Source organism: Komagataeibacter sucrofermentans DSM 15973, assembly GCF_040581405.1.
Lineage (GTDB): Bacteria > Pseudomonadota > Alphaproteobacteria > Acetobacterales > Acetobacteraceae > Komagataeibacter > Komagataeibacter sucrofermentans.
The window spans coordinates 68,161-94,777 of the sequence record NZ_CP137159.1; the positions used below are offsets into that span (position 1 = coordinate 68,161).

Annotated in this window: 21 protein-coding genes, 1 tRNA gene and 7 pseudogenes; 14 read left to right on the top strand and 15 right to left on the bottom strand. The window is 59.1% G+C overall.

All coding sequences use genetic code 11. The features are described 5' to 3' along the window. Positions 1-312: 312 nt before the first annotated feature. From R5N89_RS15375 to R5N89_RS15385, 3 genes are all read right to left on the bottom strand, one after another. Entirely contained in the window at positions 313-2,823 is a 2,511-nt protein-coding gene (locus R5N89_RS15375; protein ID WP_110569775.1) for a TonB-dependent siderophore receptor, read from the bottom strand. Between the two features lie 176 nt (positions 2,824-2,999). After that, positions 3,000-3,992 carry a FecR domain-containing protein gene (locus R5N89_RS15380; RefSeq protein WP_110569776.1) on the bottom strand — a complete coding sequence of 331 codons (993 nt, stop codon included), beginning with the start codon at positions 3,990-3,992 and terminating at the stop codon, positions 3,000-3,002. A 100-nt stretch (positions 3,993-4,092) separates the two neighbouring features. After that, a complete protein-coding gene (locus tag R5N89_RS15385) occupies positions 4,093-4,602 on the bottom strand; it encodes a sigma-70 family RNA polymerase sigma factor (protein ID WP_110569777.1) in 510 nt (169 codons plus the stop codon). A 235-nt stretch (positions 4,603-4,837) separates the two neighbouring features. Between R5N89_RS15385 and R5N89_RS15390 the strand changes: the two genes are divergently transcribed. Then, positions 4,838-6,013 carry a PepSY domain-containing protein gene (locus tag R5N89_RS15390; RefSeq protein ID WP_167400895.1) on the top strand — a complete coding sequence of 392 codons (1,176 nt, stop codon included), beginning with the start codon at positions 4,838-4,840 and terminating at the stop codon, positions 6,011-6,013. Positions 6,014-6,071: 58 nt separating this feature from the next. Here R5N89_RS15390 and R5N89_RS15395 read toward each other — a convergent pair whose 3' ends face one another. The 3 genes and pseudogenes from R5N89_RS15395 to R5N89_RS15405 form a co-directional block, all read right to left on the bottom strand. Further along, positions 6,072-6,392 carry a DUF6525 family protein gene (locus R5N89_RS15395; RefSeq protein WP_110569779.1) on the bottom strand — a complete coding sequence of 107 codons (321 nt, stop codon included), beginning with the start codon at positions 6,390-6,392 and terminating at the stop codon, positions 6,072-6,074. 4 nt (positions 6,393-6,396) lie between these two features. Continuing rightward, positions 6,397-6,495, bottom strand: a pseudogene (locus R5N89_RS15400) (GTP-binding protein); the annotation flags it as partial. Between the two features lie 421 nt (positions 6,496-6,916). Further along, positions 6,917-7,198, bottom strand: a pseudogene (locus R5N89_RS15405) (PIN domain-containing protein); the annotation flags it as partial. Between the two features lie 60 nt (positions 7,199-7,258). On the opposite strand from R5N89_RS15405, the gene R5N89_RS15410 reads away from it, so the two are divergent. The 3 genes and pseudogenes from R5N89_RS15410 to R5N89_RS15420 all read left to right on the top strand — a co-directional run bounded on the left by R5N89_RS15410 (position 7,259) and on the right by R5N89_RS15420 (position 9,152). Then, complete coding sequence (locus R5N89_RS15410; protein ID WP_233043190.1) at positions 7,259-8,602, top strand: IS1182 family transposase; 1,344 nt, start codon at positions 7,259-7,261, stop codon at positions 8,600-8,602. Further along, a pseudogene (locus tag R5N89_RS15415) lies at positions 8,517-8,708 on the top strand (hypothetical protein); the annotation flags it as partial. The gene R5N89_RS15410 and the pseudogene R5N89_RS15415, both read left to right, overlap by 86 nt. A 12-nt stretch (positions 8,709-8,720) precedes the next feature. Beyond that, positions 8,721-9,152 carry a hypothetical protein gene (locus R5N89_RS15420; RefSeq protein WP_354680742.1) on the top strand — a complete coding sequence of 144 codons (432 nt, stop codon included), beginning with the start codon at positions 8,721-8,723 and terminating at the stop codon, positions 9,150-9,152. Between the two features lie 17 nt (positions 9,153-9,169). Here R5N89_RS15420 and R5N89_RS15425 read toward each other — a convergent pair. The 5 genes from R5N89_RS15425 to R5N89_RS15445 all read right to left on the bottom strand — a co-directional run bounded on the left by R5N89_RS15425 (position 9,170) and on the right by R5N89_RS15445 (position 11,166). Further along, positions 9,170-9,263: transfer RNA gene (locus tag R5N89_RS15425), tRNA-Pro, on the bottom strand. A gap of 164 nt (positions 9,264-9,427) precedes the next feature. After that, on the bottom strand, positions 9,428-9,700 hold the full coding sequence (locus tag R5N89_RS15430; protein WP_019089579.1) for a type II toxin-antitoxin system RelE/ParE family toxin: 273 nt from the start codon (positions 9,698-9,700) through the stop codon (positions 9,428-9,430). Continuing rightward, the gene (locus R5N89_RS15435) at positions 9,690-9,863 is read right to left on the bottom strand and encodes a hypothetical protein (RefSeq protein ID WP_019089580.1); all 174 of its coding nucleotides are present in this window, start codon (positions 9,861-9,863) and stop codon (positions 9,690-9,692) included. The genes R5N89_RS15430 and R5N89_RS15435 overlap by 11 nt, the downstream gene beginning before the upstream one ends. A 149-nt stretch (positions 9,864-10,012) precedes the next feature. Continuing rightward, the gene (locus R5N89_RS15440; RefSeq protein WP_110570285.1) at positions 10,013-10,609 is read right to left on the bottom strand and encodes a helix-turn-helix domain-containing protein; all 597 of its coding nucleotides are present in this window, start codon (positions 10,607-10,609) and stop codon (positions 10,013-10,015) included. 242 nt (positions 10,610-10,851) lie between these two features. Continuing rightward, complete coding sequence (locus tag R5N89_RS15445) at positions 10,852-11,166, bottom strand: hypothetical protein (protein WP_354680735.1); 315 nt, start codon at positions 11,164-11,166, stop codon at positions 10,852-10,854. 106 nt (positions 11,167-11,272) lie between these two features. Between R5N89_RS15445 and R5N89_RS15450 the strand changes: the two genes are divergently transcribed. The 3 genes and pseudogenes from R5N89_RS15450 to R5N89_RS15460 all read left to right on the top strand — a co-directional run. Then, positions 11,273-12,616 (top strand): IS1182 family transposase, encoded by a 1,344-nt coding sequence (locus tag R5N89_RS15450; RefSeq protein WP_233043190.1) that lies wholly within the window; start codon positions 11,273-11,275, stop codon positions 12,614-12,616. Between the two features lie 100 nt (positions 12,617-12,716). Beyond that, positions 12,717-13,526 (top strand): IS5 family transposase, encoded by an 810-nt coding sequence (locus R5N89_RS15455; protein WP_354680736.1) that lies wholly within the window; start codon positions 12,717-12,719, stop codon positions 13,524-13,526. Between the two features lie 55 nt (positions 13,527-13,581). Continuing rightward, positions 13,582-14,009: pseudogene (locus R5N89_RS15460) on the top strand (transposase); the annotation flags it as partial. Between the two features lie 76 nt (positions 14,010-14,085). On the opposite strand, the pseudogene R5N89_RS15465 reads toward R5N89_RS15460, so the two are convergent. Beyond that, positions 14,086-14,238 (bottom strand): annotated as a pseudogene (locus R5N89_RS15465) (oxidoreductase); the annotation flags it as partial. Positions 14,239-14,316: 78 nt separating this feature from the next. On the opposite strand from R5N89_RS15465, the gene R5N89_RS15470 reads away from it, so the two are divergent. The 7 genes and pseudogenes from R5N89_RS15470 to R5N89_RS15500 form a co-directional block, all read left to right on the top strand. After that, positions 14,317-14,859, top strand: a complete 543-nt coding sequence (locus tag R5N89_RS15470; RefSeq protein WP_110570223.1) for an Rrf2 family transcriptional regulator — start codon at positions 14,317-14,319, stop codon at positions 14,857-14,859. Between the two features lie 35 nt (positions 14,860-14,894). After that, complete coding sequence (locus R5N89_RS15475) at positions 14,895-15,284, top strand: cupin domain-containing protein (RefSeq protein ID WP_110570222.1); 390 nt, start codon at positions 14,895-14,897, stop codon at positions 15,282-15,284. Between the two features lie 21 nt (positions 15,285-15,305). Next, positions 15,306-16,214, top strand: a complete 909-nt coding sequence (locus tag R5N89_RS15480; RefSeq protein ID WP_110570221.1) for an NAD(P)-dependent oxidoreductase — start codon at positions 15,306-15,308, stop codon at positions 16,212-16,214. Between the two features lie 889 nt (positions 16,215-17,103). Beyond that, positions 17,104-20,295 (top strand): efflux RND transporter permease subunit, encoded by a 3,192-nt coding sequence (locus R5N89_RS15485; RefSeq protein WP_110570220.1) that lies wholly within the window; start codon positions 17,104-17,106, stop codon positions 20,293-20,295. Continuing rightward, positions 20,295-21,482: an efflux RND transporter periplasmic adaptor subunit gene (locus tag R5N89_RS15490; protein ID WP_110570219.1), complete on the top strand. Its 1,188-nt coding sequence runs from the start codon at positions 20,295-20,297 to the stop codon at positions 21,480-21,482. The genes R5N89_RS15485 and R5N89_RS15490 overlap by 1 nt, the downstream gene beginning before the upstream one ends. Continuing rightward, positions 21,479-23,065, top strand: coding sequence for an efflux transporter outer membrane subunit (locus tag R5N89_RS15495; RefSeq protein WP_110570218.1), 1,587 nt, complete (start codon positions 21,479-21,481; stop codon positions 23,063-23,065). Before R5N89_RS15490 ends, R5N89_RS15495 begins: the two co-directional genes overlap by 4 nt. A 115-nt stretch (positions 23,066-23,180) precedes the next feature. Next, positions 23,181-23,327 (top strand): annotated as a pseudogene (locus R5N89_RS15500) (integrase core domain-containing protein); the annotation flags it as partial. A 415-nt stretch (positions 23,328-23,742) separates the two neighbouring features. On the opposite strand, the gene R5N89_RS15505 reads toward R5N89_RS15500, so the two are convergent. The 3 genes and pseudogenes from R5N89_RS15505 to R5N89_RS15515 form a co-directional block, all read right to left on the bottom strand. Then, positions 23,743-24,929 (bottom strand): IS3 family transposase gene (locus R5N89_RS15505; RefSeq protein ID WP_354680737.1). Its coding sequence is split into 2 segments (ribosomal slippage): positions 23,743-24,671 and positions 24,671-24,929, totalling 1,188 coding nucleotides; the frame shifts between segments, so codons are not numbered across the junction. Positions 24,930-25,261: 332 nt separating this feature from the next. Next, positions 25,262-26,278, bottom strand: coding sequence for an IS110 family transposase (locus tag R5N89_RS15510; RefSeq protein WP_110569961.1), 1,017 nt, complete (start codon positions 26,276-26,278; stop codon positions 25,262-25,264). Positions 26,279-26,349: 71 nt separating this feature from the next. Further along, positions 26,350-26,439, bottom strand: a pseudogene (locus R5N89_RS15515) (IS5/IS1182 family transposase); the annotation flags it as partial. Between the last annotated feature and the right edge of the window lie 178 nt (positions 26,440-26,617).

The following is a 26,617-nucleotide window of genomic DNA, read 5'->3' on the forward strand; positions in this document are numbered from 1 at the left end:
GACGCACGGGGCTTTGCCTTGCCGTGCGTCGTATCTCCTGCTGTTTTCATGTCCTGTAATAATAATTATTTGCATGTTCAAGTTGCGTATGATGTAGTCGGTGTTTCGTATGCCCCTGTAGGGACACATGCGACATGCTTTCTGAGTTCTTGGGAAAGTGTAGGTAAATCAGTGTGTTGCGTAAAACCGTCCAAAAATATCGGACAACGGTTGCCGCGCGCTGTTATTTCCTGCCGGGATGGATCGTCTGTATGGGATACCTTCGCTGCATCATGCGATAATCGCATAACTGATGGTCAATATTTACAGTTACTACCAGCTATACGTCACCTTGCCGATCACATTGCGGTTCGCGCCGATATAGCAGCCGGTATCGGCCCCCGCGCAGCTGGGATAGTACCGCTGGTTGAGCAGATTCTGTGCGGTGACCTGAAACAGCATGCCCTTCATTCGTGGGGCTACGGCATCGAGTGAATACTGTGCCTGCGCATCCACCAGCACATAGCTGGGGGTTACATATTCCAGCGTGTTGTCCACCAGCGTATTGCCGTTGTAGCGCACGCCCGCGCCAAACCCCAGCCCGCGCAATGGGCCGTTGCGCAGGTCATAATGCCCCCAGACCGAGAATGTCTGCTTGGGCACCGCAATCGGGCGCTCGCCGGTCAGGTCGCCACTGCCGCGCGTATAGGCCACATCCTGATAGGTATAGGCCGCGATGATGTTCAGGTTGCGGGTCAGGTCCACATGGGCTTCGAGTTCGATCCCGCGTGAGCGGATGCCGCCGGTCTGGGTATAGAAATCGATATGGACCGGATCGGTGACCAGCACGTTGCTCTGCTTGAGGTCATACAGTGCGGCCGTGAAAAACCCGTTGAAGCCATGCGGCTGGTATTTCAGCCCTACTTCAAACTGCCGCCCCCGCGTGGGTTTGAACGGCGTGCCGTTGAAGGACAGGTTGTTCGCGGGCTGAAAGGATTCCGCGTAATGGAAATAGGGTGAAAGCCCGATGGGGAAGGCATACAGGATGCCGCCGCGCCACGTCGTGGCCTGGTCCGATTGGTTGAAGCTGCCGCCTCCATCGGTCTGGTCGCGGGTGTCGATGGTGGACCAGTCGTGGCGCACGCCGCCCTGCACATGCAGGTGGCCCCATGTCATCTGGTCCTCGCCATATATGCCTTCCTGATTGGTGGTGATGCTCTGGGCTTCATACAGGTCCAGCTTGCCGATGCTCTGCCCGTACGTGGGGGAAAAGACGTCCAACGACGGCGCATCGCCGTAATACAGGTTGGCGGAATCACGGATATTCTGCCAGTTGCCACCAATGATCACGTTGTGTTTGACCGGCCCTGTGCGGAAATGGCCAAGGATCTGTTCCTCCACCGTGATCGTGTCGAAATGCTCCTCCGACCCGTAGGCGGCACGCTCCAGCGTGCGGTTGTCATCATCGAGCATCCCGCCTGAGGACACCTGCCGGAAAAACGCCCCCACATTCGCGTAACGGGCAAATGATTTGAACGTCCAGTTGGGCGCAATCTGATAGCTCAGGCGGTAGTTCACCGCCGTCTGGGTACGCTTGTAGGTCTCGAAATTCGGGTCGCCGGGGTAGAAATGGTCCGAAATCTTGCCATTCGGGTTGGGCAGGATGGTGCCTTCCAGCGGCGCGGTATCAAAATTGCCGCCACGCGGGTCGCGCTGCCAGAAGGCGGACAGCGTCATGGTCAGGCGGTCATTGGGGGTCCATGTCAGCGATGGCAGGACGCCAAAGCGTTCGTTGCGGGTGTGTTCGTCCTGCGTGCCCGATGTGGTGGCGGTTGCCGCCACGCGGTACAGCCACTTGCCATCACAGTCGATCCGCCCGCCAAAATCGGCAGTGCCGCGCACGTAGCCGTATGTTCCGCCCTCGACAGAGATGGAGTGGACGGGTACTGCCGTCGGCTGCTTTGTGGTCAGCACGATGGCGCCCCCGGGATTGGACTGCCCGTACAGGACTGAAGGCGGCCCCTTGAGGATATCGATCCGGTCCAGCAGGTAGGGATCGATCTGTTGGGTGGCGTAGTACGCGCCGTTGAACAGGCGCAAATTGTCAACAAACTCATCCGCGCCTGCAGCACCCTGAAAGCCGCGGATTTCCACCATGTCGAACCGCGTGGTGTAGCCCGACGCCACATCGCCCGACACACCGGCATTATAGCGCAGGGCCTCAGCTATGGTGCGGGCGTTCTGCTGGTCCATCTGTGCGCGGGTTACGACGGATACGGATTCCGGGGTTTCGATCAGGGGCGTGTCGGTCTTGGTGGCGGCGCTCGAATTCTTGGGCACAAGCCCGGCCCGCCCCGATGTGGCGTAAACGGCAATCTGCTCTTCTTTCCAGCCTTTTCTGCCGCCCCCGTTCCCCTGCCCTTCCACCCGCACCGGATCAAGAGTAATGGCGGCAGGCGCACGGATGAGCGAGACGGAATGCGCCCCGGTTCTGTGGTAACTGATGCCCGTGCCCGCCAGAAGGCCGGATAGCGCCTGCTCCGCTGTCATCTGTCCGCTCACCACCCCTGAGCGTGCGCCCGCTATCGTGGCGCTGTCAAACGCGATCTGCATGCCTGTCTGCGCGCCAAAGGCGGCAAGGGCCCGGCCTAGTGGCTGGGCGGGAATGCTGAAGGGCTGTGCCGATGATGGCAGGCTGGCCACGCTGCCCCCCACCGGTGCGGCCGCGGCATGATGCCCCGCAGCGGCCCACATGACGAACAGCAGGGCGGACGTGCCCGTAAGCAGGCTGGATCGGGAGGGCCGGATGCGATTGCGGCGGCACGGCAGAAGAACACACGGCATGGTCGGGTCTCACGGGCGGTACGGTTGGCAGAAAATGCAAACGAATTGCATTCGCGTATATCCATGTCCGTTGAGACGATTTTTTTTTAACGTGTGGGTGAAACTTTTTTAGCGGTCCCCTGAAAAAAAGCGCTGCGGTGGCGGTTGTGCGTGGCCTGCTTGCCCGTGTGGGCCCATCAGGGGGCTTTGTGGTCCGCCAGCACCAGGGTGAAGCCTGCAGGGAGCGTGACAAGCCTGCCCCCATGCAGCGCGCACAGGGCTTCCAGCGCCTCCCTGGGGTGATGCAGGTCATACACGCCCCCTACCGGGATGGTGTCGTGCTCAAGATCACGGATCACGATGGTGCCTGGATAGTAGCGGCCCAGCACCGCGACCGCGTCAGAAAACCGCACGTCGTTCAGCACCATCTGCCCTGACCGCCATGAACCGACATCCTCCGGGTCGATCGTGCCGCGGTGGGCCTGCCCCGTGTGCTGGTCGACCGCCCATGTCTGGCCGGCGGTCAGGCGCAGGGCGGGGTCGGACTGGCGGGATACGCTCACGATCCCCTCGCGCACGGCAACAGTGACATGAGGCCCGGCCATCTGCACATCAAAGGTGGTGCCGATATCGCGCGTCGTCACGTTTCCTGCCCTGACGGCAAAGCTGCGTTTTCCGTCATGCACGACATTGAAAAACGCTTCCCCGGCCAGCAGTGTCACCCCCCGTTCCCGGCCCGAATAATGCACGGCGATGGCGGAATGACCGCCCAGGGTCACACCCGTTCCATCCGACAGGCTGACCGTGCGGGTTTCGCCGGTTTTCGTGTAATAATCGGCCTGCAGGCGGAACATGAGGTCCGGCGTGGCAAAGGCCAGCAGGCTCGCCGCCACCGGCAGCATGCAGGCCGCCGCAATCCGCAAAGGGCGCGCCGGGGCCGTTCTGCCAGCCGCAGGCCGCCGGGGTGTTGCGGGCCGGTCATGCGGGGGCGTTACGGGAACCATCTGGCCCGTAAGGGCCCAGGCGCGTTCCATCCGGCGCCACGCCCGCTCATGGTCGGGGTCCTGCGTGCGCCATGCGGCCCATGCCGCCTGTACCGTTTCATCATCCGGTGCCTCATTAAGGCGGATTTTCCAGGCGGCGGCTTCCAGCGTGGCACGTTCAGTGCCTTGGGTCGGCTGTGTGCTCATCCGTGTTCACTCCCCTGCGTTCCGCGCCCGTGGCGTTGAACGTATTTCCAGCAATAGGGGCGGAACACAGGCCGGTTTTTCAACGGTAAGGGAAAAATCTTTACGGCTCCATGTCTGGCAGGGCCGTAGCACAGGCCACCAGCGCGATCTGGATCATCCTGTGCACACGCGTGGTGGAAACACCCAGAACGGTCGCGATTTCCTGCAATGTGTAGCCACCGATGCGATACATCTCGAACGCGCGGCGGGTGCGTGGCGGCAGGCTGCCCAGGGCATGGGCCACGCTATGCAGTTCCTGCCGGTGCCCGCAATGGGCTTCGGGCGATATGGACCCCGCACCCGTATCAGCCAGCAGGGTATGATCGATCTCGGTCGGGATTTGCCTGCGTGCGGCACGGAGATGATCCAGCGCCAGATTGCGTATGATCGCGGTCAGATACGCAACAGGGTTGAACACGATCCCCTGCCGCCTGACGGATGCGACCTGAACAAACGCATCCTGCACGATATCCTCAGCTTGTGCCGCGCAACCGACCATGGATACGGCTAAGGACACGAAACGCGACCGGTTTGCCAGATAGGTTTCCAGAAGGTGATCGGTCGAGGCCACGGCCTGAAGGTTCCTTGACAGCGTGCATCAGCGCCCGAACGGAGGCGTGCCTTCCTTATCTGAACATAATAATCATTATCAATAACAAAACGGCACTGTGATGTTTCGATACATTCCAGATTGTCAGACATGCCATTCCCCGGCAGGGCGTTTGGGAGACCGGATGGCCAAATATGCGAACGCGTCTTATTTTCTTTTGTTGCCCAGCCCTGACGGGCGTGCCAAGCCATGCGTGATGGCTGTCCTGACCCTGAAAACCGTTCGTCCGGCCCTTGTGCGCCTGCACCGATATACGGGGCTGCTCCTGTCGGGTGTGCTGTTCATTGCGGGGCTTACGGGAAGCATCAGCGTGTACCGCACGGAAATTGACGCGGCCCTCAATCCTGATCTGTTCCATGCCCCTGCCCCGACACGCCTCCTGCCTGTTTCAACCTTGCTGGCACGGCTGAAGCTGCAGCGCCCTGAAACGCAGGTGACCGCCCTGCTCTACCGCCCTCCTGCGGGGCGTGCGATCGAGGTTTATTCGTCCGAAACGGTCGCGGGCAGGAAAGATCCGGTTGAAAACGAAATCTTTCTCGACCCCGGCACAGGCCGCATTCAGGGCATGCGCCCGGCCGAAGGCTGCTGCTTGAGCCGTCATGCGCTGATGTCTTTTATATACCGCGTTCATTATTCCCTTGATCTGGGCCAGATGGGCATGTGGGTCATGGGTATCTCGGCCATGCTGTGGTCGATTGACTGCGTGGTCGGCCTTCTCCTGACCTTTCCGTTGCACCAGCCTGCATGGCGGCAGGCATTCTGGCGGCAATGGCGCAAGACATGGGCGATCGGCCTGCGGCGTTCTTCCATACGGATCACGTTTGACCTGCATCGGGCCGTCTCGCTGTGGCTATGGGTTGTCCTGCTGGGCATTGCCATAAGCGGGGTGGCGCTGGCACTTGAGGATGAAGTGTTCAATCCTGTCATCCGGACCATCCTGCCTACCGCCCCGCCCATGACGGACACACGGCTCCCGGTCCATCCGGTGACGATTGATCAGGCCGAAGGTCTCGCTGCAGGTTTCGTGCAGGCTCATGGCAGCGGCGAGAAACCGGCCGCAGTGCTGCTGGACCCGGATGGCGGGACCGCCATGTTCTACCTTTTCAGCAATCAGGGAACAGAACCCTCCGGGCTGGGAAGTCCCATGGTTACCGTGGATCTGAAAACCGGTCAGATCACGGCCGGTGACATGCCCGGTCGGGGGGCTGCGGGCAATCTGGTCATGCAGATGCAGTTGCCATGGCATAGCGGCAGGATAGCCGGGCCGGGCGGCCGTATTCTCATATGCCTGTCGGGTCTGGCCGTGTGCATGCTGGTGGTAACGGGCATCATGATCTGGCAACGAAAGCGGCAGACCCGTCAGGCCAGATAGCCCGACAGGCTGTTACAGGCAATTGAAAAGCCAGAATGGTGGCATTCAGGTGCCAGCGTCATCTCTGCACGGTCACGCCTGCCGCATCATGCGGCAGGGTCATGCCGTAGGCTTCGCTGTAGCGCGAGGCAAACGCTTCTCGCTCCAGCCGCTCGCAATAATCAAGATACCGGATCAATGCCCGCTCGGCGCGCATCGTGCGCCCATAAAGCCGTTTGTAATGCTGCCACAGCATCATGACATTGACCGACCAGGCATCATAGGCATGTGTTGCAACCCGGTTGCGGATCGCGGCGGGAAGAGCATCGAAGGCTGCCCAGTCATCACCCACGTAGCGCCGCCACATCTCGTGCCGCAGGGTCCGCTCGTTATCTGCCATCGCCTCTGCGGCCCTCACGGTTATTGAGCACATGGTTGAGAAGCGTCGTTTTTCCTACTCCGGGAAAGCCGGAAAGAACCGTTATCGGAAGCCTTTCGTGCATGACGGACACCCTTCATTCGGTTGTAATCCGCCAAACTTATATGGAACGTTATAATATAACAATACCCGAAGGATTTCGAACGGGGAAAGATATCTTGCAGGATACGGCGTTATGGGATGCCTGTGGTCCGAACGTGTTTCCTGGTCGAAGTCGTATCGAAGTTCGAGAATACGGGTTGTGGATCTTACATAGGCATGCACATTGAAGATTGTTGAAAATATGCGAACAATGTTCAGCCCTGACCGAGGCGAATACCTATTTTCAAGATGGAAGATGAATGCGGTGGCACTCTGGGTTAGAAGAAGAATAGAATGTAGTCTGTCTTTCTGACAGAAAAGACATATCACCCATAAATCTACCTTCATTGGTAGATAAATGAATCTGTAATAAAAATTATATTTAATATATTAAGAATTTATACTTAATCCCAGCCTTCAGACCGTAACCGTCAACTCTCGTGAGCTCATAAAGATTGCCGGTTATCACAACAAGCCCCCTGCTACGCGCGTGTCCGACAATCATCAGATCGTATGAGCCGATCACGCATCCCCTACGCTCCAGATCAGCTCTGATTTCCGCCGAATGGGCTGCAGCCTTGTCATCAAACGGCGGAACGGAAAGACGCGTTGCGAAGTGCTCTAACCTCCCGACGCACCCCTGAGGGATTTTGTGACGTCTCGTCACCATATGGAAGTTTGAATAGCCCCTAGCAGCCTGTCGGGTTGGGGTACCCTGTGAAGGGGGGCGATTGTAAGGTGGTGTGATGAGCAGCTTCATCCCGTTTGACCGGTCTCAGCCGTATCTTCTGCCGCCTGATCTGAAGTCGTGGCTTCCTGCTGATGATATGGCGCATTTCATTGTAGCCGCCGTTGAGCGGGTTCCGATGAGTGCGTTCTGCGTGCCAGTGCGCACGGGAGGCAAGGCGCAGTATCATCCGCGCCTGATGCTGGCCCTTCTGATCTTCAGCTATGCGAACGGGTTGTTTTCCTCACGCCGGATCGAGCGGGCGACATATCGCGACATCGGGGTGCGATTCGTGGCGGCGAACCTGCATCCGGATCATGATACGATTGCGACCTTCCGCCGGACGAACCGGACAGCCATTGAAGCTGCATTTGCGCAGGTCCTGCTTCTGGCGCGCGAGACGGGTCTGCTGCGTCTGGGCGTGGTGTCGATCGACGGCACGAAAATCGATGCTGACGCATCGAAATACCGTTCGGTGCGCTACGACCGGATCAGGGCGCTGCGCGAACAGCTGGCTGTGGATATCGCGAAACTGATGGACCAGGCGGAGCATGCGGACGTCACAGACAGAGATCCGCAGGCATTGCCGGAAGAGCTTGCCCGGCGGGAAACGCTGAAAGCGAAGCTGGACGAAGCCTGCGCCCGGCTGGAAGCTGATGCGAAGGCGCAGGCTGAAACGGCGCGACCGGCCTACGAGAAGAAGAAAGCCGCTTATGATGCGAAAACAGGGCGTCGCGGCCGGGCGCCCAAACCGCCCGATGATGAACCACCACCCGACCGACAGATCAGTCTGACCGATCCCGACAGCCGCCTCATGCGGCGTTCGGACGCCCACGAGTTCCGGCAGGCTTACAATGCCCAGGCCGTGGTGTGCGCCGAAGGCAGCCAGTTGATCGTGACAACCGACGTTGTCGCCACATCAGCGGATGCGCCGTCCTTTGCCGACACGGTGCTGTCGATGGAAGACACAATCGGTCTCCCAAAGACAGTGCTCGCCGATACCGGTTACGCCAGCGGGCAGGCGGTCCGGAAACTGCGGGAAAAGGGCATTGATCCGCTGGTCGCCATTGGACGGCCCTGTGCCCGCAGACCTTACGACTTCCGACCCCGGCCCGCAGAAAGGGAGCCACGCCGGATAACCGAACCCTGGCGGCTTGCCATGAAGGACAGGCTGGAAACTACAGAAGCCGGAGATCTTTACAGACGACGAAAACAGACCGTGGAGCCGGTCTTTGGAATTATCAAAAGCATCATGGGCTTCAGAAAATTCAGCCTGCGTGGCCTTGCAAAAGTCACGACCGAATGGACACTCGTTGCTCTCGCATACAACTGTAAAAGAATGGCGCGGCTTCAGGCAGCATAAGCCAGGTCAGCCTTGGCGTTATCAGCCGCAAAATGCCCAACCCGACAGGCTGCTAGAGCGGGCCGGACAGACCGCCCGCGTCGATCACCGGAGTTATGAGCGGCAGGGTGTCGAGGTTGTGCCCGGCGTCCATCTCGGGCCGCACAGCACGGCGGTCGAACGCAAGGCCGCGCATCAGGCCGAGCAGGAAGGTCGGGAGTATGAACCCAGAACCTACCGTGCCAGGGCAAATGCGGATGCCGCCGAGAAGAACGGGATTGCGAAAGCCCTGCGCCATATCATCGAAAGCGCGGAACAGGCCATCGCCAAGGTTCAGCAGGCAGCGGAAGACCTGATGGACTGGTTCGCCGATCTGGCCGACGAGGTGGGTCGGGATGCCATCGAGCGGAAGGAGCAGGAGAGGCAGGAACGGCAGCGGGCCATAATGGAGCGATTGGCGCGGGAACAGCGCGAGGCGCAAAAGCGGGCTGAACAGGAATCCGCCCGCCAGAAGCTTATCGACGAGGGCTTCACAGGCGGACGTAAAGGGCCGGGAGGAAGGCGACGCTAAGTATTTTGAGATTTATATGGTGCGGCCAGAGGGACTTGAACCCTCAAATACTCTCTTAAATGTATCTATAATTCCAAATTATATGTGTTTACCAAATTTCACCATGGCCGCATAAGATTATTTATACGATTTTTTTCATATGTTGTCAATAAAAATATTTCATTACTTAAGAATTATTTTGCAACGCCTTGGATAATAGCCAATTTGACACCGGGTTTTGGGATTAGGTCTAGTGCCTGTGTACCCCCGCCCCCGGCGAAGGCGTTAGAGGCTATTCAGCGGTCTTGGGCGCTGTGCCAAACACGCAGGATTTTAACGATTCCGGCCATTTCATTGACTTCGTAGAGCAGAACGTAGGGCTGGGCGACGACCCATTCGCGGGTGCCGTCCAGCCCTATCCGACCGATGCTCGGGAACATTGCCAAGTCTTTTGTCGCATCGATCAGACGGAGTAAAATTCGCTTAGCTGCGTATGGGTTTCGATCCAACAGGTAGGCTCTGATTGCTTCCGCATCAGAACGGGCCAGCTTCGACCACTCAACCTGCACGGCGTTCCTCGGCGTGTAGAGCGTCGATAGCTGCCTGAACCATAACCAGATCGGATTCCAGCAAGGCGATAGCCTCCGCCGCAGACAGCGACGGTTCTGTGCATTCGCGGGCTGCACGGATTGCCGCCCGTTTGGCGGCCAGTTCGTCGGATAGGTCGGTCATGATTTGCCTCTTTTTTGCGAGTTGCTTAGGGCTAATCCCGAGCTGACGGGGGCTAATTCCTAATTGTTTAGGACTTAATCCAAGTGCTCTAGGGTTTAATCCTAGAGCTTTTGGATTGGTGCCCTGTGCTCTACTGCTTCTACGGGAACTCATTTGGCTCCCCCTTGCAGAAGCTCAAGCTGTACCGGCGGATGGATTTCTTCAGCCTGTGCCTTGCGAGCATCTAGAGAGCCATTCCAGCCGACATGCGGGTTGATGTAATATATTGCCACACCCGGTCCTCTGATCCCCGGCACCTTTTGGCGGGTTCGACGGACGGCACCCATACGCTCGAGAACGCCCATAATTTGGCTGACGTTCTGCGGAGAACAGCCGATTTCTTCGGCAAGTTCATCACGGCGCATCATGATTTCGCCGGTATCCTGTCGCAGTGACAGCAAGGCCAGATCGAAGGCGTGACGTACCTGCTGGGGGCGATCTTCTGGCGGAAGGGCGCGGATGGCATCCCACACAAGTTTCGTCTGGTCGCGGCTAATCATGGTGAAACCTCCCGGCCAAAGTCCTTCGGTGTTCGGGCGCGATTGCTTTTGTGCGCTGTAGATAGCCCGTGACAGCAACAGTTTCAGGTCTCCCGGAGCGCCTTCCAGCATTTCCGGAGTGATGAGTTCCAGTTGTTCGGCAATGGTAGCTGCGGCCTGCTGGTCGGCCATTTGCCGCTTGGTGGTCAGTCTGACAATCCGGGACATCTCGCACCCCTGTTGATAACGGGCTAATAGGTTACAGCCCCTGTAACTTCTGGGTTACATATCCTGTAACCTATTACAAGCATTTTTCCGCAGTCTCGCGCGGGTTGCAGCTATCCTTAAGAAAGAGAAAGAAATTTAATCTCTCTGTAGGTCTCTCTTTTTTGGTGGAAAACTCCCGTTTTCGACGTGTTAGGCTAGAGGAAATTGATCTTCCGAATTGCTCAGGAAGAGGGAAGGGTTCGTCAGGGCATCGCCCACCCGTGGAACTGCCCGTCTGTTCCAGCAACCACACACCAGCGAACACCCTTTTCCCCCTTCTGGATGGAGAATCCGGGGACGTTGCAAGTCGCCAAAGGTTGAAGGTTGCCGAGGTCATCCAGTTGCTTGGCCATCTTCCCGCTGGTGGTATTCGCCCATGACGCGGCGGCATTGGCGGTGAGGGCTTCCTGTCTGCCATCGACCTGACCAGCGGCCCAGCCATCGTGTCTGCCTACCCAGAACGCTGCCAACCACCCGCCAGAGACCAGCAGGAAGGCACAGAGGGCCGTCCAGATCATTAGGCGGGGTTTCGACACTGCGAATGCCTCGGACGCTTCTACGGCGGTTCTAGCAGCCTGTCGGGTTGGGGTACCCTGTGAAGGGGGGCGATTGTAAGGTGGTGTGATGAGCAGCTTCATCCCGTTTGACCGGTCTCAGCCGTATCTTCTGCCGCCTGATCTGAAGTCGTGGCTTCCTGCTGATGATATGGCGCATTTCATTGTAGCCGCCGTTGAGCGGGTTCCGATGAGTGCGTTCTGCGTGCCAGTGCGCACGGGAGGCAAGGCGCAGTATCATCCGCGCCTGATGCTGGCCCTTCTGATCTTCAGCTATGCGAACGGGTTGTTTTCCTCACGCCGGATCGAGCGGGCGACATATCGCGACATCGGGGTGCGATTCGTGGCGGCGAACCTGCATCCGGATCATGATACGATTGCGACCTTCCGCCGGACGAACCGGACAGCCATTGAAGCTGCATTTGCGCAGGTCCTGCTTCTGGCGCGCGAGACGGGTCTGCTGCGTCTGGGCGTGGTGTCGATCGACGGCACGAAAATCGATGCTGACGCATCGAAATACCGTTCGGTGCGCTACGACCGGATCAGGGCGCTGCGCGAACAGCTGGCTGTGGATATCGCGAAACTGATGGACCAGGCGGAGCATGCGGACGTCACAGACAGAGATCCGCAGGCATTGCCGGAAGAGCTTGCCCGGCGGGAAACGCTGAAAGCGAAGCTGGACGAAGCCTGCGCCCGGCTGGAAGCTGATGCGAAGGCGCAGGCTGAAACGGCGCGACCGGCCTACGAGAAGAAGAAAGCCGCTTATGATGCGAAAACAGGGCGTCGCGGCCGGGCGCCCAAACCGCCCGATGATGAACCACCACCCGACCGACAGATCAGTCTGACCGATCCCGACAGCCGCCTCATGCGGCGTTCGGACGCCCACGAGTTCCGGCAGGCTTACAATGCCCAGGCCGTGGTGTGCGCCGAAGGCAGCCAGTTGATCGTGACAACCGACGTTGTCGCCACATCAGCGGATGCGCCGTCCTTTGCCGACACGGTGCTGTCGATGGAAGACACAATCGGTCTCCCAAAGACAGTGCTCGCCGATACCGGTTACGCCAGCGGGCAGGCGGTCCGGAAACTGCGGGAAAAGGGCATTGATCCGCTGGTCGCCATTGGACGGCCCTGTGCCCGCAGACCTTACGACTTCCGACCCCGGCCCGCAGAAAGGGAGCCACGCCGGATAACCGAACCCTGGCGGCTTGCCATGAAGGACAGGCTGGAAACTACAGAAGCCGGAGATCTTTACAGACGACGAAAACAGACCGTGGAGCCGGTCTTTGGAATTATCAAAAGCATCATGGGCTTCAGAAAATTCAGCCTGCGTGGCCTTGCAAAAGTCACGACCGAATGGACACTCGTTGCTCTCGCATACAACTGTAAAAGAATGGCGCGGCTTCAGGCAGCATAAGCCAGGTCAGCCTTGGCGTTATCAGCCGCAAAATGCCCAACCCGACAGGCTGCTAGAGGGTGTTATGTATTTTCGTGCCTGATTGGTGCAGTAATGAGGGATGACGCCTACACGCAAACCGTATCCCTCTGATGTATCAGATGAAGAATGGTCTCTGGTTGTCCCGTATCTGGTTCTGATGCGCGAGGATGCGCACCAACGACATCACGCATTGCGCGAACTGTTCAATGGATTGCGTTACGTGATCCGCTACGGAATTGCCTGGCGCGCCATGCCGAATGACCTTCCGCCGTGGTCGGCGGTCTACCAGCAATCCCGTCGCTGGATGGAGGCAGGTTGTTTTGACGCGTTGGTGTCTGATCTGCGTGCCGTGCTGCGTATCGCTTCTGGCCGCAGGGCGGAGCCAACGGCAGCCATTATCGACAGCTGGACATTACGTTCGACGCCGGAAAGCGGTTCCCGCGCCGGATATGATGGAGCCAAGCGCAAAAGGGGATCAAAGCTGCACATGGCCGTGGACACGCTGGGGCATCTGCTGGCCCTGCATGTCACACCAGCCAGTCGGGATGATCGCGCCGAAGTGGGACGTCTTGCCGCTGCCATTCAGGACGCGACGGACGAGAGCGTTGAACTGGCCTATGTCGATCAGGGATATACCGGCGAGAAGCCTGCCAGGGCAGCACGGGCCCAGGGGATCGCCCTTGAGGTCGTCAGGTTGTCCGAAGCCAAACGCGGCTTTGTGCTGCTGCCGCGCCGATGGGTTGTCGAGCGATCTTTCGCATGGGCAACACGTTGTCGTAGGCTCGTCAAAGATTACGAGCGTTACGCTTCAACACTCGCAAGTCTCCATGTCATTGCGTTCGCGTGCTTCATGCTTAGAAATGCAGCTATGCTCGCCCAAGGTGCATAACACCCTCTAGATTTATGGACGCCCGAACTCCTAAAAATGAGGGCAGGAGGCGTTGATGGGGAAGCCGGATTTCTGTGACGAGTTTAAGCAAGACTCGGTGGCGCAGATTACCGAACAGGGATATCGGGTAGCAGAAGTTTCGCAGCGGCTCGGGGGCAGCACACATTCGCTGTATGCGTGGAAGCGGCAATTCGCGAAGGTGGCATCAGGCGAGACCGGCAACTGAAGCGCGAACTGGCCCGGGTGACCGAGGAGCGCGACATTCTAAAAAAGTCACCGCGTCTTTCGCCAGGGATGCAAAGTGAGATACGCCTTCATTGCCGGACATCGCGATCATTTTGGCATTCAGGCGATGTGCCGCTGTCTGGCCGTACACTATTATGCCTGACGGAAGGAACCGCTGAGCCGACGGGCTCGCGAGGACGCCGACAGACCACATTGATCCGTCAGGCCTGGAACGACAGCGGCAGGGTTTATGGCTACCCTATTCACCAAAGGCAAGGTCGGAAATGAGATGGCCCGCGCCAGGATTTGAATAATTGGAACCGGACATCTGATTACCCTGTTCGGTGGGAAGAACAAACAGTTCTGCGACGTCCATCCGGGATGGTGATTTCAGCGCAAACAGGATTGTGTCAGCAATATCCTCGCCTTCCAGACAGGTCATGGAAGCGGCCAGGTCATCCATCTGTTTACGGTAAGTGGGGTCCGTAGATTCCATATCGCTGCATCAGCAGCGGTCCCGTTATGCCGTCTTGCGAATCATAACGCGGACTTATATAGTCCGCGTATGGCACTTTATGGCGCAATTACCGAATATGTCCTGCACAGCCTGCTGTGGCTGGTCGACAATCCTGAACCTGTCAGCAGCCTTGATCTGGCAGAATTGCAGGAGATCCCTGCAGCGTTCGTCGCCAAGCTGCTTCCCAAACTTGAAAAGGCAGGGCTTCTCGCCGCGTCTGAAGGCCTGAAAGGCGGTTACAGACTGGCCAGACCAGCCGGGGAGATCACCGTGCTGGCCGTTGTGGACGCGGTTGAAGGCCAGAAGAGCCTTTTCAACTGTCAGGAAATCCGTGGTCGTTGCGCGCTTTTTGATCAACACCCGCCTGAATGGGCGACACGGGGCGTGTGCGGAATTCATGGCGTTATGCTGCGGGCCGAGCAGGCCATGCGGCGGGAACTGGCGGAAACAACGCTCGCCGATCTGGCCAGATCAGTTCACGACAAGGCCCCTGCCCCCTTTTTTGGAGAGGCACAGTCATGGTTCGACGAACGTGTTCAGACCCGTCGGACTCGCAAGATCAGGCAACGCAGAAGATCAGGTCATTCCTGAATCATCATCAGCCTTTTGCAACAGGAACATCGAATATGCGCAAGTTTCTTGCTTTCGGCGCCATAGCCGCAAGCTTCTGCACCCATTCCCTTCATGCAGCCACCACCGTCACGCCCCTGACAGCGCATGACCTGCAAGGAATACCCGGCAAGGAAGGGGCCATGCTGACAGTAGACTACGGACCCGGAGAGTCTGATCCGATCCACAGGCACAATGCCACGGTCTTTGTGTATGTGCTGAAGGGAAGCATCATCATGCAAATCAAGGGCGGTAGGCCTGTCACCCTGAAAGAAGGGCAGACGTTCTTTGAAGGACCGGACGATGTCCATCTCGTCGGGCGCAATGCCAGCCAGACGGAGCCCGCCCGTTTCCTTGCGTTTTTCGTCAAGGACAAGACTGCGCCCTTCGTTTTTCCCGCCAATTGAGCCGAAGGGTATCAAAACATCATGAAGGTTCTTGTTGCTGGTGCCAGCGGCGCACTGGGGCGCCCGCTGATCACGCGCCTGCGGGACGCAGGGCATGAAGTCTGGGGACTGGCCCATCGTCCTGACAGCCTTGAGGCGATTGAAAGGCTCGGCGCATGTCCCGTGAAGGCCGATGCGCTCGACCGGGCCGGTATTTTTACACTTGTCGGGCAGATTCGCCCGGAAGTAGTCATCGACCAGTTGACCTCCCTGCCCGCCAGTCCCTTCGATCTGCCCGCGCGCATCGCCGCCGACTGCAGGCTGCGTCTGGAAGGCGGCGGCCATCTGTTCGATGCGGCCCGGACCTGGCGCGTGCAGCGCTACATCCAGCAATTATCAGGATTTTATCTGGATGGTGGAGAGGACCTGGCGACAGAGGATTCGCCGCTAAGGGTCAACGCCCCCGGCACGATTGGTGAAAGTGCGCGGATGTATGCGGCGCTGGAAAAACGGGTCCTGAACGCGCCGACGATGGAAGGCATCGGGCTCCGTTACGGGTTCTTCTATGGCCCCGGCACATGGTACTGGCCGGATGGCGCGTTCAGCCGCCATCTTGCACAGGGTGAAGTCCCTCTGATCGGTGCGGGCCGCAGCATGTTTTCCTTCATTCATGTCGATGATGCAGCCCAGGCGACGGTCGCGGCGCTGACGGCACAAACGGGGATCTATAACATTGTCGACAGTCAACCGACGAAGCTATCCGAATGGCTGCCAGCCTATGCAGACTGGATCGGAGCAGGTGTTCCGTCCCATTTGGGCGAGCAGGAGGCCCAGCGCCTCATGGGCAAGGAAAGCATCTATTACCAGAATAAGCTGACGGGCGCGAGCAATCGAAAAGCCCTGGATATGCTGGGTTTCAGTCCACGACGGCTACCGTGGCTCAATCGGTAAATCGAGGCATATTCTCTTCAGGCGGATTATGCGGTGGCCGCTTACGGGATGCACCTTGTGCGTTCCGTCTATCTATTACGAGGCGACAGTTATCGGTATGATTGGGTAGTATTCCGTCCAGGCAATCCGCGCCAATCCGTAGCGATAATGTCCTGTCAAAAGAGTTAGACTTAAAAAGCGATGATTTCGCGCAGCTTGCGGTAACGCAGGGTCACGGTATTGCGATTGATACCCACAAGTTCGGCGGCACTTCATGCGGGCGGACCCACAACGAAGTGTTCCAGAAGCCGTTTTTGGATGCCTACAGATAACCGGCTGCGACGCCGTGATTTCATAAGATATATCGATCTTCTATTGGCATAATTATGCCTGCCCCATGGATTTTGGGGGTGCCGCATTTTTTTCAAGCGGCGTTTTCATGACAGCATGCTCTTTCGCACCAATACAATAAAAGTTTCATAATGAAATTAATTTTATTTCAAATATAAATGTAAATATAAGTTCATTAAATATTTAAAATAAAAAATATACTGAGATGCAATGAAAATTATTTTAAATCTTATCTGTTCATACTTTGTAAAAAAACGCTGTATCTGTCGTTCAGGCATAACCCGCGGATTCATGCGGGCCCGTCCATCACCCATCCTGCTGGAGTATCTCTGCCATGCCCCCTGTGCTGCCTGAATATTCCTGACCGGCGCCTGCCCACTGGAGCAATCCGGACGGGCCTATTGCGCCATCATGTCGTGCGGACACCCGCAATCAGGCCTGCATGAAGCCGTCATGTGTCTTTTTGAGGCGCATATAGCAGTCGGGAATGCCATCAACGCAATAAAACCGCATACGTACACTTATGCGGTTTTTCGTAATACAGGGAATTATACATCCCATGAATGCCATCGTAGTCACTGCGCTACGTCGGCCCTATACCTTTGTGGTGCTTTCGATCCTGATCGTGGTCTTTGGCATCATGTCGGTATGGCGTACGCCGACGGATGTGTTCCCCAATATCCGCATTCCGGTCGTATCCGTCGTCTGGACCTATGGCGGCATGCTGCCTGAGGAATTCGCAGGCCGGATCATCTATAATTACGAACTCATGGTGACCTCGACTGTCGAGGGCATCGAACATATGGAAAGCAGTTCGTATTACGGGCGCGGCATCGTCAACATATACTTCCAGCCCGGCACCGATATTGGCAAGGCCGAGGCCGAAGTCACCGCCATTTCCCAGACGGTGATCAAGCAGCTGCCCGAGAATATCCCCTCCCCCATGGTCATGAGCCTCGATGCCTCATCCGTGCCGGTGCTCACGCTTCAGGTCACGTCGGATAAACAGACCCCGTCCGACCTGTTCAAGCTGGCCATGATCCGCGTGCGGCCGCTGCTTGTCACCGTGCCGGGTGCTGTGGTGCCGCAGGCCTATGGCGGCATGGACAGTTTTGTCATGGTGGCGCTGAACCAGCAGCAGCTCCAGGCGCATCACCTCTCGGCCATGGATGTGCAGAACGCCCTGCGCGGGCAGAATATCGTGCTCCCGGCGGGTGACCAGAAAATCGCGGCCACCGACTGGATGGTGCAGACCAACGCCACCCCGCGCTCGATGAAGGAACTGGGCGATATTCCGGTCAAGCGCGTGGGCAATGCCGTGATCTATGTGCATGACGTGGCCGAGGTCTATCGTGGCGGCCACCCGCAGACCAACCTTGTGCTGGTAAAAGGCAAGCAGGGTGTCGAGATCGTGGTCATGAAAAGTGGCGACGCCTCAACGCTGGATGTAGTCGCAGGCGCCAAGGCGCTGCTGCCACGCATCCAGAAACTGCTGCCGCCCGATGTGAAGGTGAGCATTCTGGGCGATGCTTCGGTATTCGTTAAGGATTCCATTTTCGATGTGGTGCGCGAGATGCTCACCGCAGCCTTCCTGACCGGCATGGTGGTGCTGCTGTTCCTGGGCTCATGGCGGCCCACGGTCATCATCGCCACCTCCATTCCGCTGGCCATACTGTGCGCCATCATCGGGTTGCACTGGGCGGGGCAGACCATCAATGTCATGACGCTGGGCGGGCTGGCGCTGGCGGTGGGTATCCTGGTCGATGACGCCACGGTGATGATCGAGAACATCGACGCGCATCTGGAAATGGGCAAGACGCTGGAACCCGCCATCATCGATGCCGCCAACCAGATCGTCATCCCCACCTTTGTCGCCACCACCTGCATCTGCATTGTCTGGCTGCCGCTGTTTGGCCTGAGCGGGGTGGCGGGCTGGCTGTTCATGCCCATGGCGGAGGCAATCATCTTCGCCATGATTGCGTCGTTCATCCTCTCGCGCACGCTGGTGCCGACCATGGCCAAATACCTGCTGGCAGGCCATAGCGTGGCAGGGCATGGCGATTCCCACCACTGCGAGCCGCAGGTGCATAACCTGCAATACCCCAGGCGCCTGCCCGAGCGCTTCCAGCAGGCATTCGAGCGCGGCTTCAACACTTTCCGTGAGCGTTACGGGGCGCTGCTCGGGCGCGCCATCGCGCGGCGGGGGCGGTTCGTGGCGATCTTCCTCGGCGTATCGGTCTGCTCGCTGGGGCTGTACCTGATCGCAGGGCGCGACTTCTTCCCCGAGACGAAGTCCGGCACGCTGCAGATGCACATGCGCGCGCCCCTTGGCACCCGCATTGAGGTGGCGGGGCGCGAAGCTTCGCTGGTGGAGGACCGGGTCAATGCGCTCTTCCCCGGCAAGGTGGAGAGCATGATCGAGAACTGTGGCCTGCCCGAAGGCGCGCATAACCAGGCCTTCATCCCCACCCCAACCATCGGCACGCAGGACTGCGACATCACCATTGCGCTCAAGGATGAGGAAACCCCGGTCTGGGATGACCGCGCCATCCTGCGCCGCGACCTCTCGGCGCGTTTTCCCGGCACGGTATTCACCTTCCAGCCCGCCGACCTGACGGCCAAGATCCTGAATTTCGGCTCCCCTGCCCCCATCGACGTGCAGATTTCCGGCCCTGACCTGCGCGATAACTACGACTACGCCCGCCTGCTCGTAAACCGCCTGCGCAGCGTGCCGGGTGCCGCCGATGTCGTGATCCAGCAGACCATGAAGACACCGACCCTGTTCGTGCAGGGCAACCGCACCTTTGGCCAGGCCACCGGCATGACGGAAGCGGACCTTGCCAATAACGAACTCATGACCCTGTCAGGCAGCCAGACGGTGGACCCGCAATACTGGCTCGACCCGGCCACGGGCATCACCTTCCCGCTCAATGTCTATGTCTCACAGGACCAGCTGACGCATTTCAACAACCTCATGACCATCCCGGTCGACAAGGGCGATGGCGACCCGCAGGGGCGACACATGCAGTTGCTCGGCGGCATCAGCGATGTCAGCGCCACCGGCACGCCAGGGCAGGTCTCGCACTTCAATTCCATGCCTGAGGTGGACATCTATGTCTCCGCCGAGGGGGCGGATCTAGGGCAGGTCACCACCGGCGTGCAGCATGTGCTGGACCAGACGCGCGACAAGGTGCCCTCCACCGCCGCCGTGGTAGTGCGTGGCCAGACCGAGACCATGCGCCATGCCTATATCGAACTTGTGTTCGGGCTGGTGGTGTCGGTGCTGCTGATCTACCTGCTCATCGTGGTCAACTTCCAGTCCTGGCTGGACCCGTTCATCATCATCTCGGCCCTGCCCGCGGCCCTTGCAGGCATCGCCTGGGCGCTGTTCCTGACCCACACGCGCCTGTCGGTACCGGCATTGACGGGAGCGATCATGTGCATGGGCACGGCGACCGCCAATTCCATCCTTGTGGTGTCCTTCGCGCGGGAGCGGATCGAGGAGCATGGCGACGCGCTACGTGCTGCACTCGAGGCGGGCTACGGCCGCATCCGCCCCGTGCTGATGACGGCGCTGGCCATGGTGATCGGCATGGTGCCCATGGCCATGAGCAACTCCCAGAACGCGCCGTTGGGCCGCGCCGTAATTGGCGGACTGCTGGTGGCCACCGTGTCCACGCTCCTGTTCGTGCCCTGTGTTTACGCAATCCTGCATAACCGCGCCCCCCGCAACCGCGAGGAACTGAACTGATGTCCACCCGGGAATCCCGTAAGATGCTGATGCTGGCCGGTGCCACGATCCTTGTGGGCTGGTGCGGTTACCTGCTGGTCGGGCGCATCCACCATGCCACCGCCCTGCGGCGCGATGCCGCGGCTGCCACCATCCCCGATGTAATGGTCATCTCGCCCCACAGGGAGGCCCGCCATGTCAGCCTCGACCTGCCCGGCACTGTCGAGGCGTGGTACCAGGCCCCCATCTACCCGCAGGCCTCGGGCTATGTGCATATGTGGTACAAGGACTACGGCGCCCGCGTGGCGGCAGGCGACGTACTGGCCGAGATCAACACCCCCGGCCTTGATGCCCAGTTTGCCCAGGCGCAGGCTGACCTTCAGTCCTCGCAGGCCAAATACGACCTCGCCGTCGTGACTGCCCAGCGCTGGCGGCTGATGGGCAAGTCACAGGCGGTATCGGGCCAGTCGGTATCGGTGCAGGACGCCAACGAGAAATCGGCCTCGGCTGATCTCGAAGCCGCACGCCACAACCTTGACCGCTACGCCGCCCTTGAGCGCTTCAAGGTGATTGTCGCCCCCTTTGATGGCGTGGTGACGGAGCGTGACATCAACGTTGGCGACTACGTGCACGAAGGCGGCGGCAACCTCAATGCCACGGGGGCGGCGAGCGAACTGTTCAGCGTGGCCGATACGCACCAGATGCGGCTGTTCGTCTCGATACCGGAGAACATGTCCTACATTCTCCAGCCCGGCCTGCATGCCAGCGTGCGGGTGCCGCAGTTCCCCGACCGTACGTTCGAGGCGAAGTTCCTGACCGTATCAGGCGGCTACGACCCCGATACCCGCACCAGCGTGAGTGAATTCGTGATTGATAATTCCGACCACGCCCTGTGGCCCGGCACCTTTGCCGCCGTAACCCTGAGCGCGCCCGAGCAGGTAGCCCATCAGACCATTCCCACCGGCGCGCTGGTGTTTCAGGAGCATGGCATGCAGGTCGCCGTGGTGGATGGGCAGGGCCACGCGCATTTCCATGACATAACGGTGGGCCGCATGGGCGACGGGGCGACGCAGGTGCTCTCGGGCATAAACCCCGATGACCGGATCATCGACAACCCGCCCGCCGACCTGCTGGAAGGCGAGCGCGTGCATGTGGTCCAGCCCGCTACCGGATACAGCAACGACGCCGATGAAAAGGACGATGAATGATGGCCCCCACCATTCGCCGCCCCACGTTCAAGGGGGCTGCCTGCGCCGTATCACTGTTGTCACTGGCGGGGTGCGACCTTGCGCCTGCCTATCATGCGCCGCATTACGTCATTCCCGCCACATGGCAGGGTCAGGCCCCGTTTGGCGTGGCCCACCCGATGGATGACACCATTCCTGCGCAGTGGTGGCAGGGTTTTGCCGACCCCGAACTTGATACGCTGGAAGAGGCGGCCATGGCCCATAACGGCGACCTGCAGGCCGCAAGCGAGCGCTTTTTGCAGGCGCGCGCCATTGTAAGCGAAGCGCGCGCCGACCTGCTGCCGCATTTTGGTGTAGCCTTTGGCGGCAGCAACAACAAAAGCTCGGCCGAGCGGCTGTTCCGCTACAAGGGGCCGATTACGGATTCCGATGAGTTCTATGGCGGCATGGCCTCGTGGGAGCCTGATTTCTGGTCCTCCATCCGCAACCGCGTGCGCCTGCAAAAAGACTACGCGCAGGAACAGGCCGCGCAATACGCCGCCGCACGGCTAAGCCTGCAGGCCGAACTGGCCAGCGATTACTTTACCCTGCGCGGGCTGGATGCACAGGCGGCGATCTATACGCAGTCGATCCGCTATTATGAGGAATCCCTGCGTGTGACCCAGACCCGGCTGATGGATCAGGCAGCCTCCCGGCTGGATGTGGCGCGTGCGCAGAACCAGCTTTACACCACGCAGGCCCGCCTGCTCGACATTCAGGCCCAGCGCGAGGTGATGGAGCATGCGGTTGCGGTTCTGGTCAATGTCGCGCCCTCATCCTTCCATATTGCGCCCGATGCCCACCTCAATACCACCCGCTTCGCACTGTCCGCCCCCCTGCCCTCGGACCTGTTGCAGCGCAGGCCCGACATTGCCATGAGCGAGCGCCAGATGGCGCAGGCCAACCGGGCCATTGGCATTGCGCGCGCCGCGTTCTACCCACACGTATCCTTCCAGATGAACGGGGGGTTTGATGATAACGGCTTCAACCTTGCCAACCTGGCCAACAGCATGTGGTCATATGGCGCCACCGTGACCATGCCGGTGTTTGAGGGCGGGCTGCGGCGCGCGCAGTTGCAGCAGAGCTGGTCCGCCTACCGTGAAACGCGCGACCATTACCGCGTGACCATTCTCAACGCCTTTCGCGATGTGGAAGATGGCCTGTCGCGCACCAACCGGCTTGATGGCGAAAACGGCCGCCTGCGTGCCGCCGTAGGAGCCGCCAGCCAGACGCAGGACATCACCATGAACCTGTATAAAGGCGGACTTGCCACCTATCTCGATGTGCTGATCGCGCAGGTCAGCACGCTTGATGCCCGCATACAGCAGGCCGAAATCCAGACCCGTTACCTGCAGGTGCAGGTTGGCCTGATCCGGGCCTGCGGCGGGGGATGGAATGCCGCAAGCCTGCCCGCGCCCGACAAGCTCTTCTCGGTAGACCCGCTCCAGTATTCCGGCCTGCATAACGCACGCCCCGCAGGCGATGTGCCGCCGCCCCACAGCCACGGCCCCGACCCGGATGACAACCTGACCGGGCCAATCCTCTCGCCGCATACCAGCCCGTGAAAACAAGGGCATGCAGGGGGAGGACGCCCCTGCCTGCCCTCGCTTTTACCCACAGGGCCTCGGCATGCACGAGATCGACCGCGTAGGCCCGCACGCCTTCACTGATCAGACTGATTGGCTGGAGAACGCCTTCATCAAGCGTCTGTGACGGTCACTGAAATACGAATACGTCTTCCTGCATGCTTTTCAGATCGGCTCATATCTCCGTGCAGGCCTCGCGCAACGGATCGCCCGTTACAACGGGCAGCGTCCTCATACTGCGCCAATGTCGTCAGAATGGCAGCATGACATCAATCGGGTATAGATTATTCAACCCTAAAAACTGTCCGAACAAACGGGGCCAACGCTCCTGTTACGGTCTACAGGTTCGGTTCATACTGTGGGAAATATTACCTTATCAACCGATGTTTCTCCTTACCGCACCAGTTCAAGTCCAGCCCCAAATGTCGCAGCTACAGCCGCTCGACGAGCGATTAATCCCTCAGTGTAGGTGTTGTTATTGTTTGATGGTAGGATGATAAATGTTTGATGGGATTACGCGGGATTCGGTGGCATATATCGAGCTAATCCTACTGCCATAATTCTATCTCACGTGGTCTGGTTTTTTGCGTGAAACTTGAGGTGGTCCCGTCCGTTCGGACAGTTTTGCGGGCTTGATAAGCTATACCCGGTTGTTGTTATGCCGCCCTTCTGACGGCGTTGCTGTTGGCCCTCTGGTCCGGGGTTAACCCCGGACCAGAGGGCGTCGGCACGTTATGATACGCCTCATCGGGCGTTCGTCCAGCCAGCGCCGCATGCAGACGCCTTTCGTTATAATGGGCGATCCATCTGCCAAGCCCGCCCCTCAGTTCTGATCCGGTCTCGAACGCGTGCAGGTAGACGCATTCATATTTCAGCGACCGCCACAGACGCTCGATGAACACGTTATCCAGCCATCGCCCACGCCCGTCCATACTGATGCGGATCTGACGCTCTTCCAGTATCCCGGTGAAACGGGGTGTCGTAAATTGCGACCCCTGGTCAGTATTGAAAATGTCCGGGGCGCCATAGCGCATGAGGGCATCCTGTAGCGCCTCGATACAGAACTCCACGTCCATCGTGTTCGACAGACGCCAGGACAGGACCTTGCGCGTGAACCAGTCCATGATCGCCACGAGATAGAGAAATCCCCGTTTCATGGGAATATATGTGATATCGGAACACCAGACTTGGTCAGGCCGATTGATGACCAGATCCCGTAGCAGATATGGATATTTCCGATGCTCCGGATGGGGCACGGTCGTGCGCGGCTTCTGGTAGATCGCCCGCAGGCCCATGATCGCCATGAGCCGCCGGACCCGCTTGCGGCCCACTTCATGTCCCAGGCGGCGCAGATGCCATGTCATCTGCCGTGAGCCATAATACGGCGTTTCCAGGAACTGGGCGTCGATCAGCCGCATCAGCTCCAGATTGGCCTCGCTCTGTGGCACAGGCCGATAGTAGACGCCCGACCGGTTGAGTTGCAGCAGCGTGCATTGCCGGATTATCGGCAGGCGCGCTCGCTTCGGGTCAATCATCTGCCGCCTCTGATCGCGCCCAACCGAGCAGAGGCATCGCGTAAAAAATCCCGTTCCACCAGAAGCTCGCCTATCTTCGCGTGCAGTTTCTCCACGTCAGCTGGGCTGACCGGGGGCTCAGCCACCGTCTTCCCGGAAAAGGTCGCCGCCATCCCCTCGATCGCCTGCCGTTTCCACTGGGCGATCATCGTCTGATGCACCCCATATTTCGAAGCCAGTTCCGCCAGCGTCAGTTCCCCACGGATCGCCTCCAGCGCAACCCGTGACTTGAACTCTGCCGCATACCGTTTCCGCGTAACCTTGCCCATAAAACCCGTCCTCGTTCAGGCCAGATGATAGCTTATCGCCCTGTCCGAAAAATGGGGACCATGTGTGGACGGCCCTGACGATGCAAGTGGAAAGTATGACTTTGATGGTCGGGTGCAGCCATGTGTCCGGCCTGTTTGCGCAGCCCGGGGGCTGCTGGCCCTGATGAAGTCCGCGGATTGGATCCCTGATCACCTCTGCGCGCTTTTTCTGCGCTTGGTCCCGTCGGGTTTATCCTCTCCCCGGCCTGACCGGTTCGCCATCATATCTCACCACTCCGCACATTCACCTTCGTCGCTTTTGGTGTTCGACGAGGGCGAATCTCTGAATTCTTTCAGGCGCTCCTGGCGCTGTATACATTGCCCGTTGTGAGGAGTGCCCAGACAATCCTGGCAGTCTTGTTGGCGAGAGCGACAGATACGACACGCGCCGCCTTCTTCTCGAGCAACTTTGCGGCCCATTGACGACTGGCGTTTTCCTTGCGTGCAAGACGGATCACCGCCGTGGCGCCCAGCACGAGCAGGCGTCTGAGATAGCTATCCCCCTGTTTGCTGATGCCAACCTGTCGTTCCTTGCCACCACTGCTGTGACTTTTGGGCGTCAGACCGAGCCACGCAGCGAATTGACGGCCTGACCGGAAAGTCGAGGCATCCGGAACGGCCGCGACGATCGCGCTGGCAGTGATCGGGCCGATACCGGGAATGCCAGCCAACCGACGGCTGACACTGCTTGCCCGATGTTCCGCGACGATCTGCTTCTCGATATCGTCGATGCGTTGCTCAAGAGCCCGCAGATGCGCGACAATTTCCTGAAACAGTTTCCGAGCGGGCTCGGGCAACATCTCCTGCTCCGCATGCAGCAATGTAATCATCTGGTTCAGGCCCGCGACGCCAGCTGCCGATATAATACCGAACTCGGCAAGGTGCCCCCGCAGGGCATTGACCTGCATGGTTCTTTGACGCACCAGCAAATCCCTCGTCTTGTGCTGAAGCAACGCTGCCTGCTGAGCCGGTGACTTGACTGGCACGAAGCGCATCGTCGGGCGGGTCACCGCCTCGCAGATCGCCTCGGCGTCAGCGGCATCAGTTTTACCCCGCTTGACGTAGGGCTTCACATAGACCGGCGGCATCATCTTGACCGTATGTCCGATAGCCGCAATCGAGCGCGCCCAGTAATGCGACGTGCCACACGCTTCCATACCGACCAGGCATGGCGGGAGTGTTTCAAAAAACCGGAGAACTTCACCGCGCCGTAAGCGACGGCGTACGAGAATGTTCCCAAGACTATCGATCCCATGCACCTGAAAAACATTCTTGGCCAGGTCGAGGCCAATCGTCGAAATCGTTCCCATAGGTGGCTCCATGCGTTGCAGACGGTGACGATTTCATCCTCGCACATTTCGTGCGGGGGCCGTCCACAACATCACCTCTTTGATACGAACTGGACGGCGGCGAGGAATGTGGATTTGAGCTTGTCGTAGCGTGTTTCGACGGCTCGAAACTGTTGGAGTTTCCGATGCCTTGACCATGGTCCCTGGCACGTTTGATGGGATCGTCTTCGGCGATCGCCGTTTCCAGATCCTCGAGTTCGAGTTCCAACTTGCTCGAGCAGGCGTCGGCCGCGCTCAGAAGACGCACCGAAGCGATCTTGCCGCATCTTTGCTATCAGCAATTTCAGATGCGCGACCATC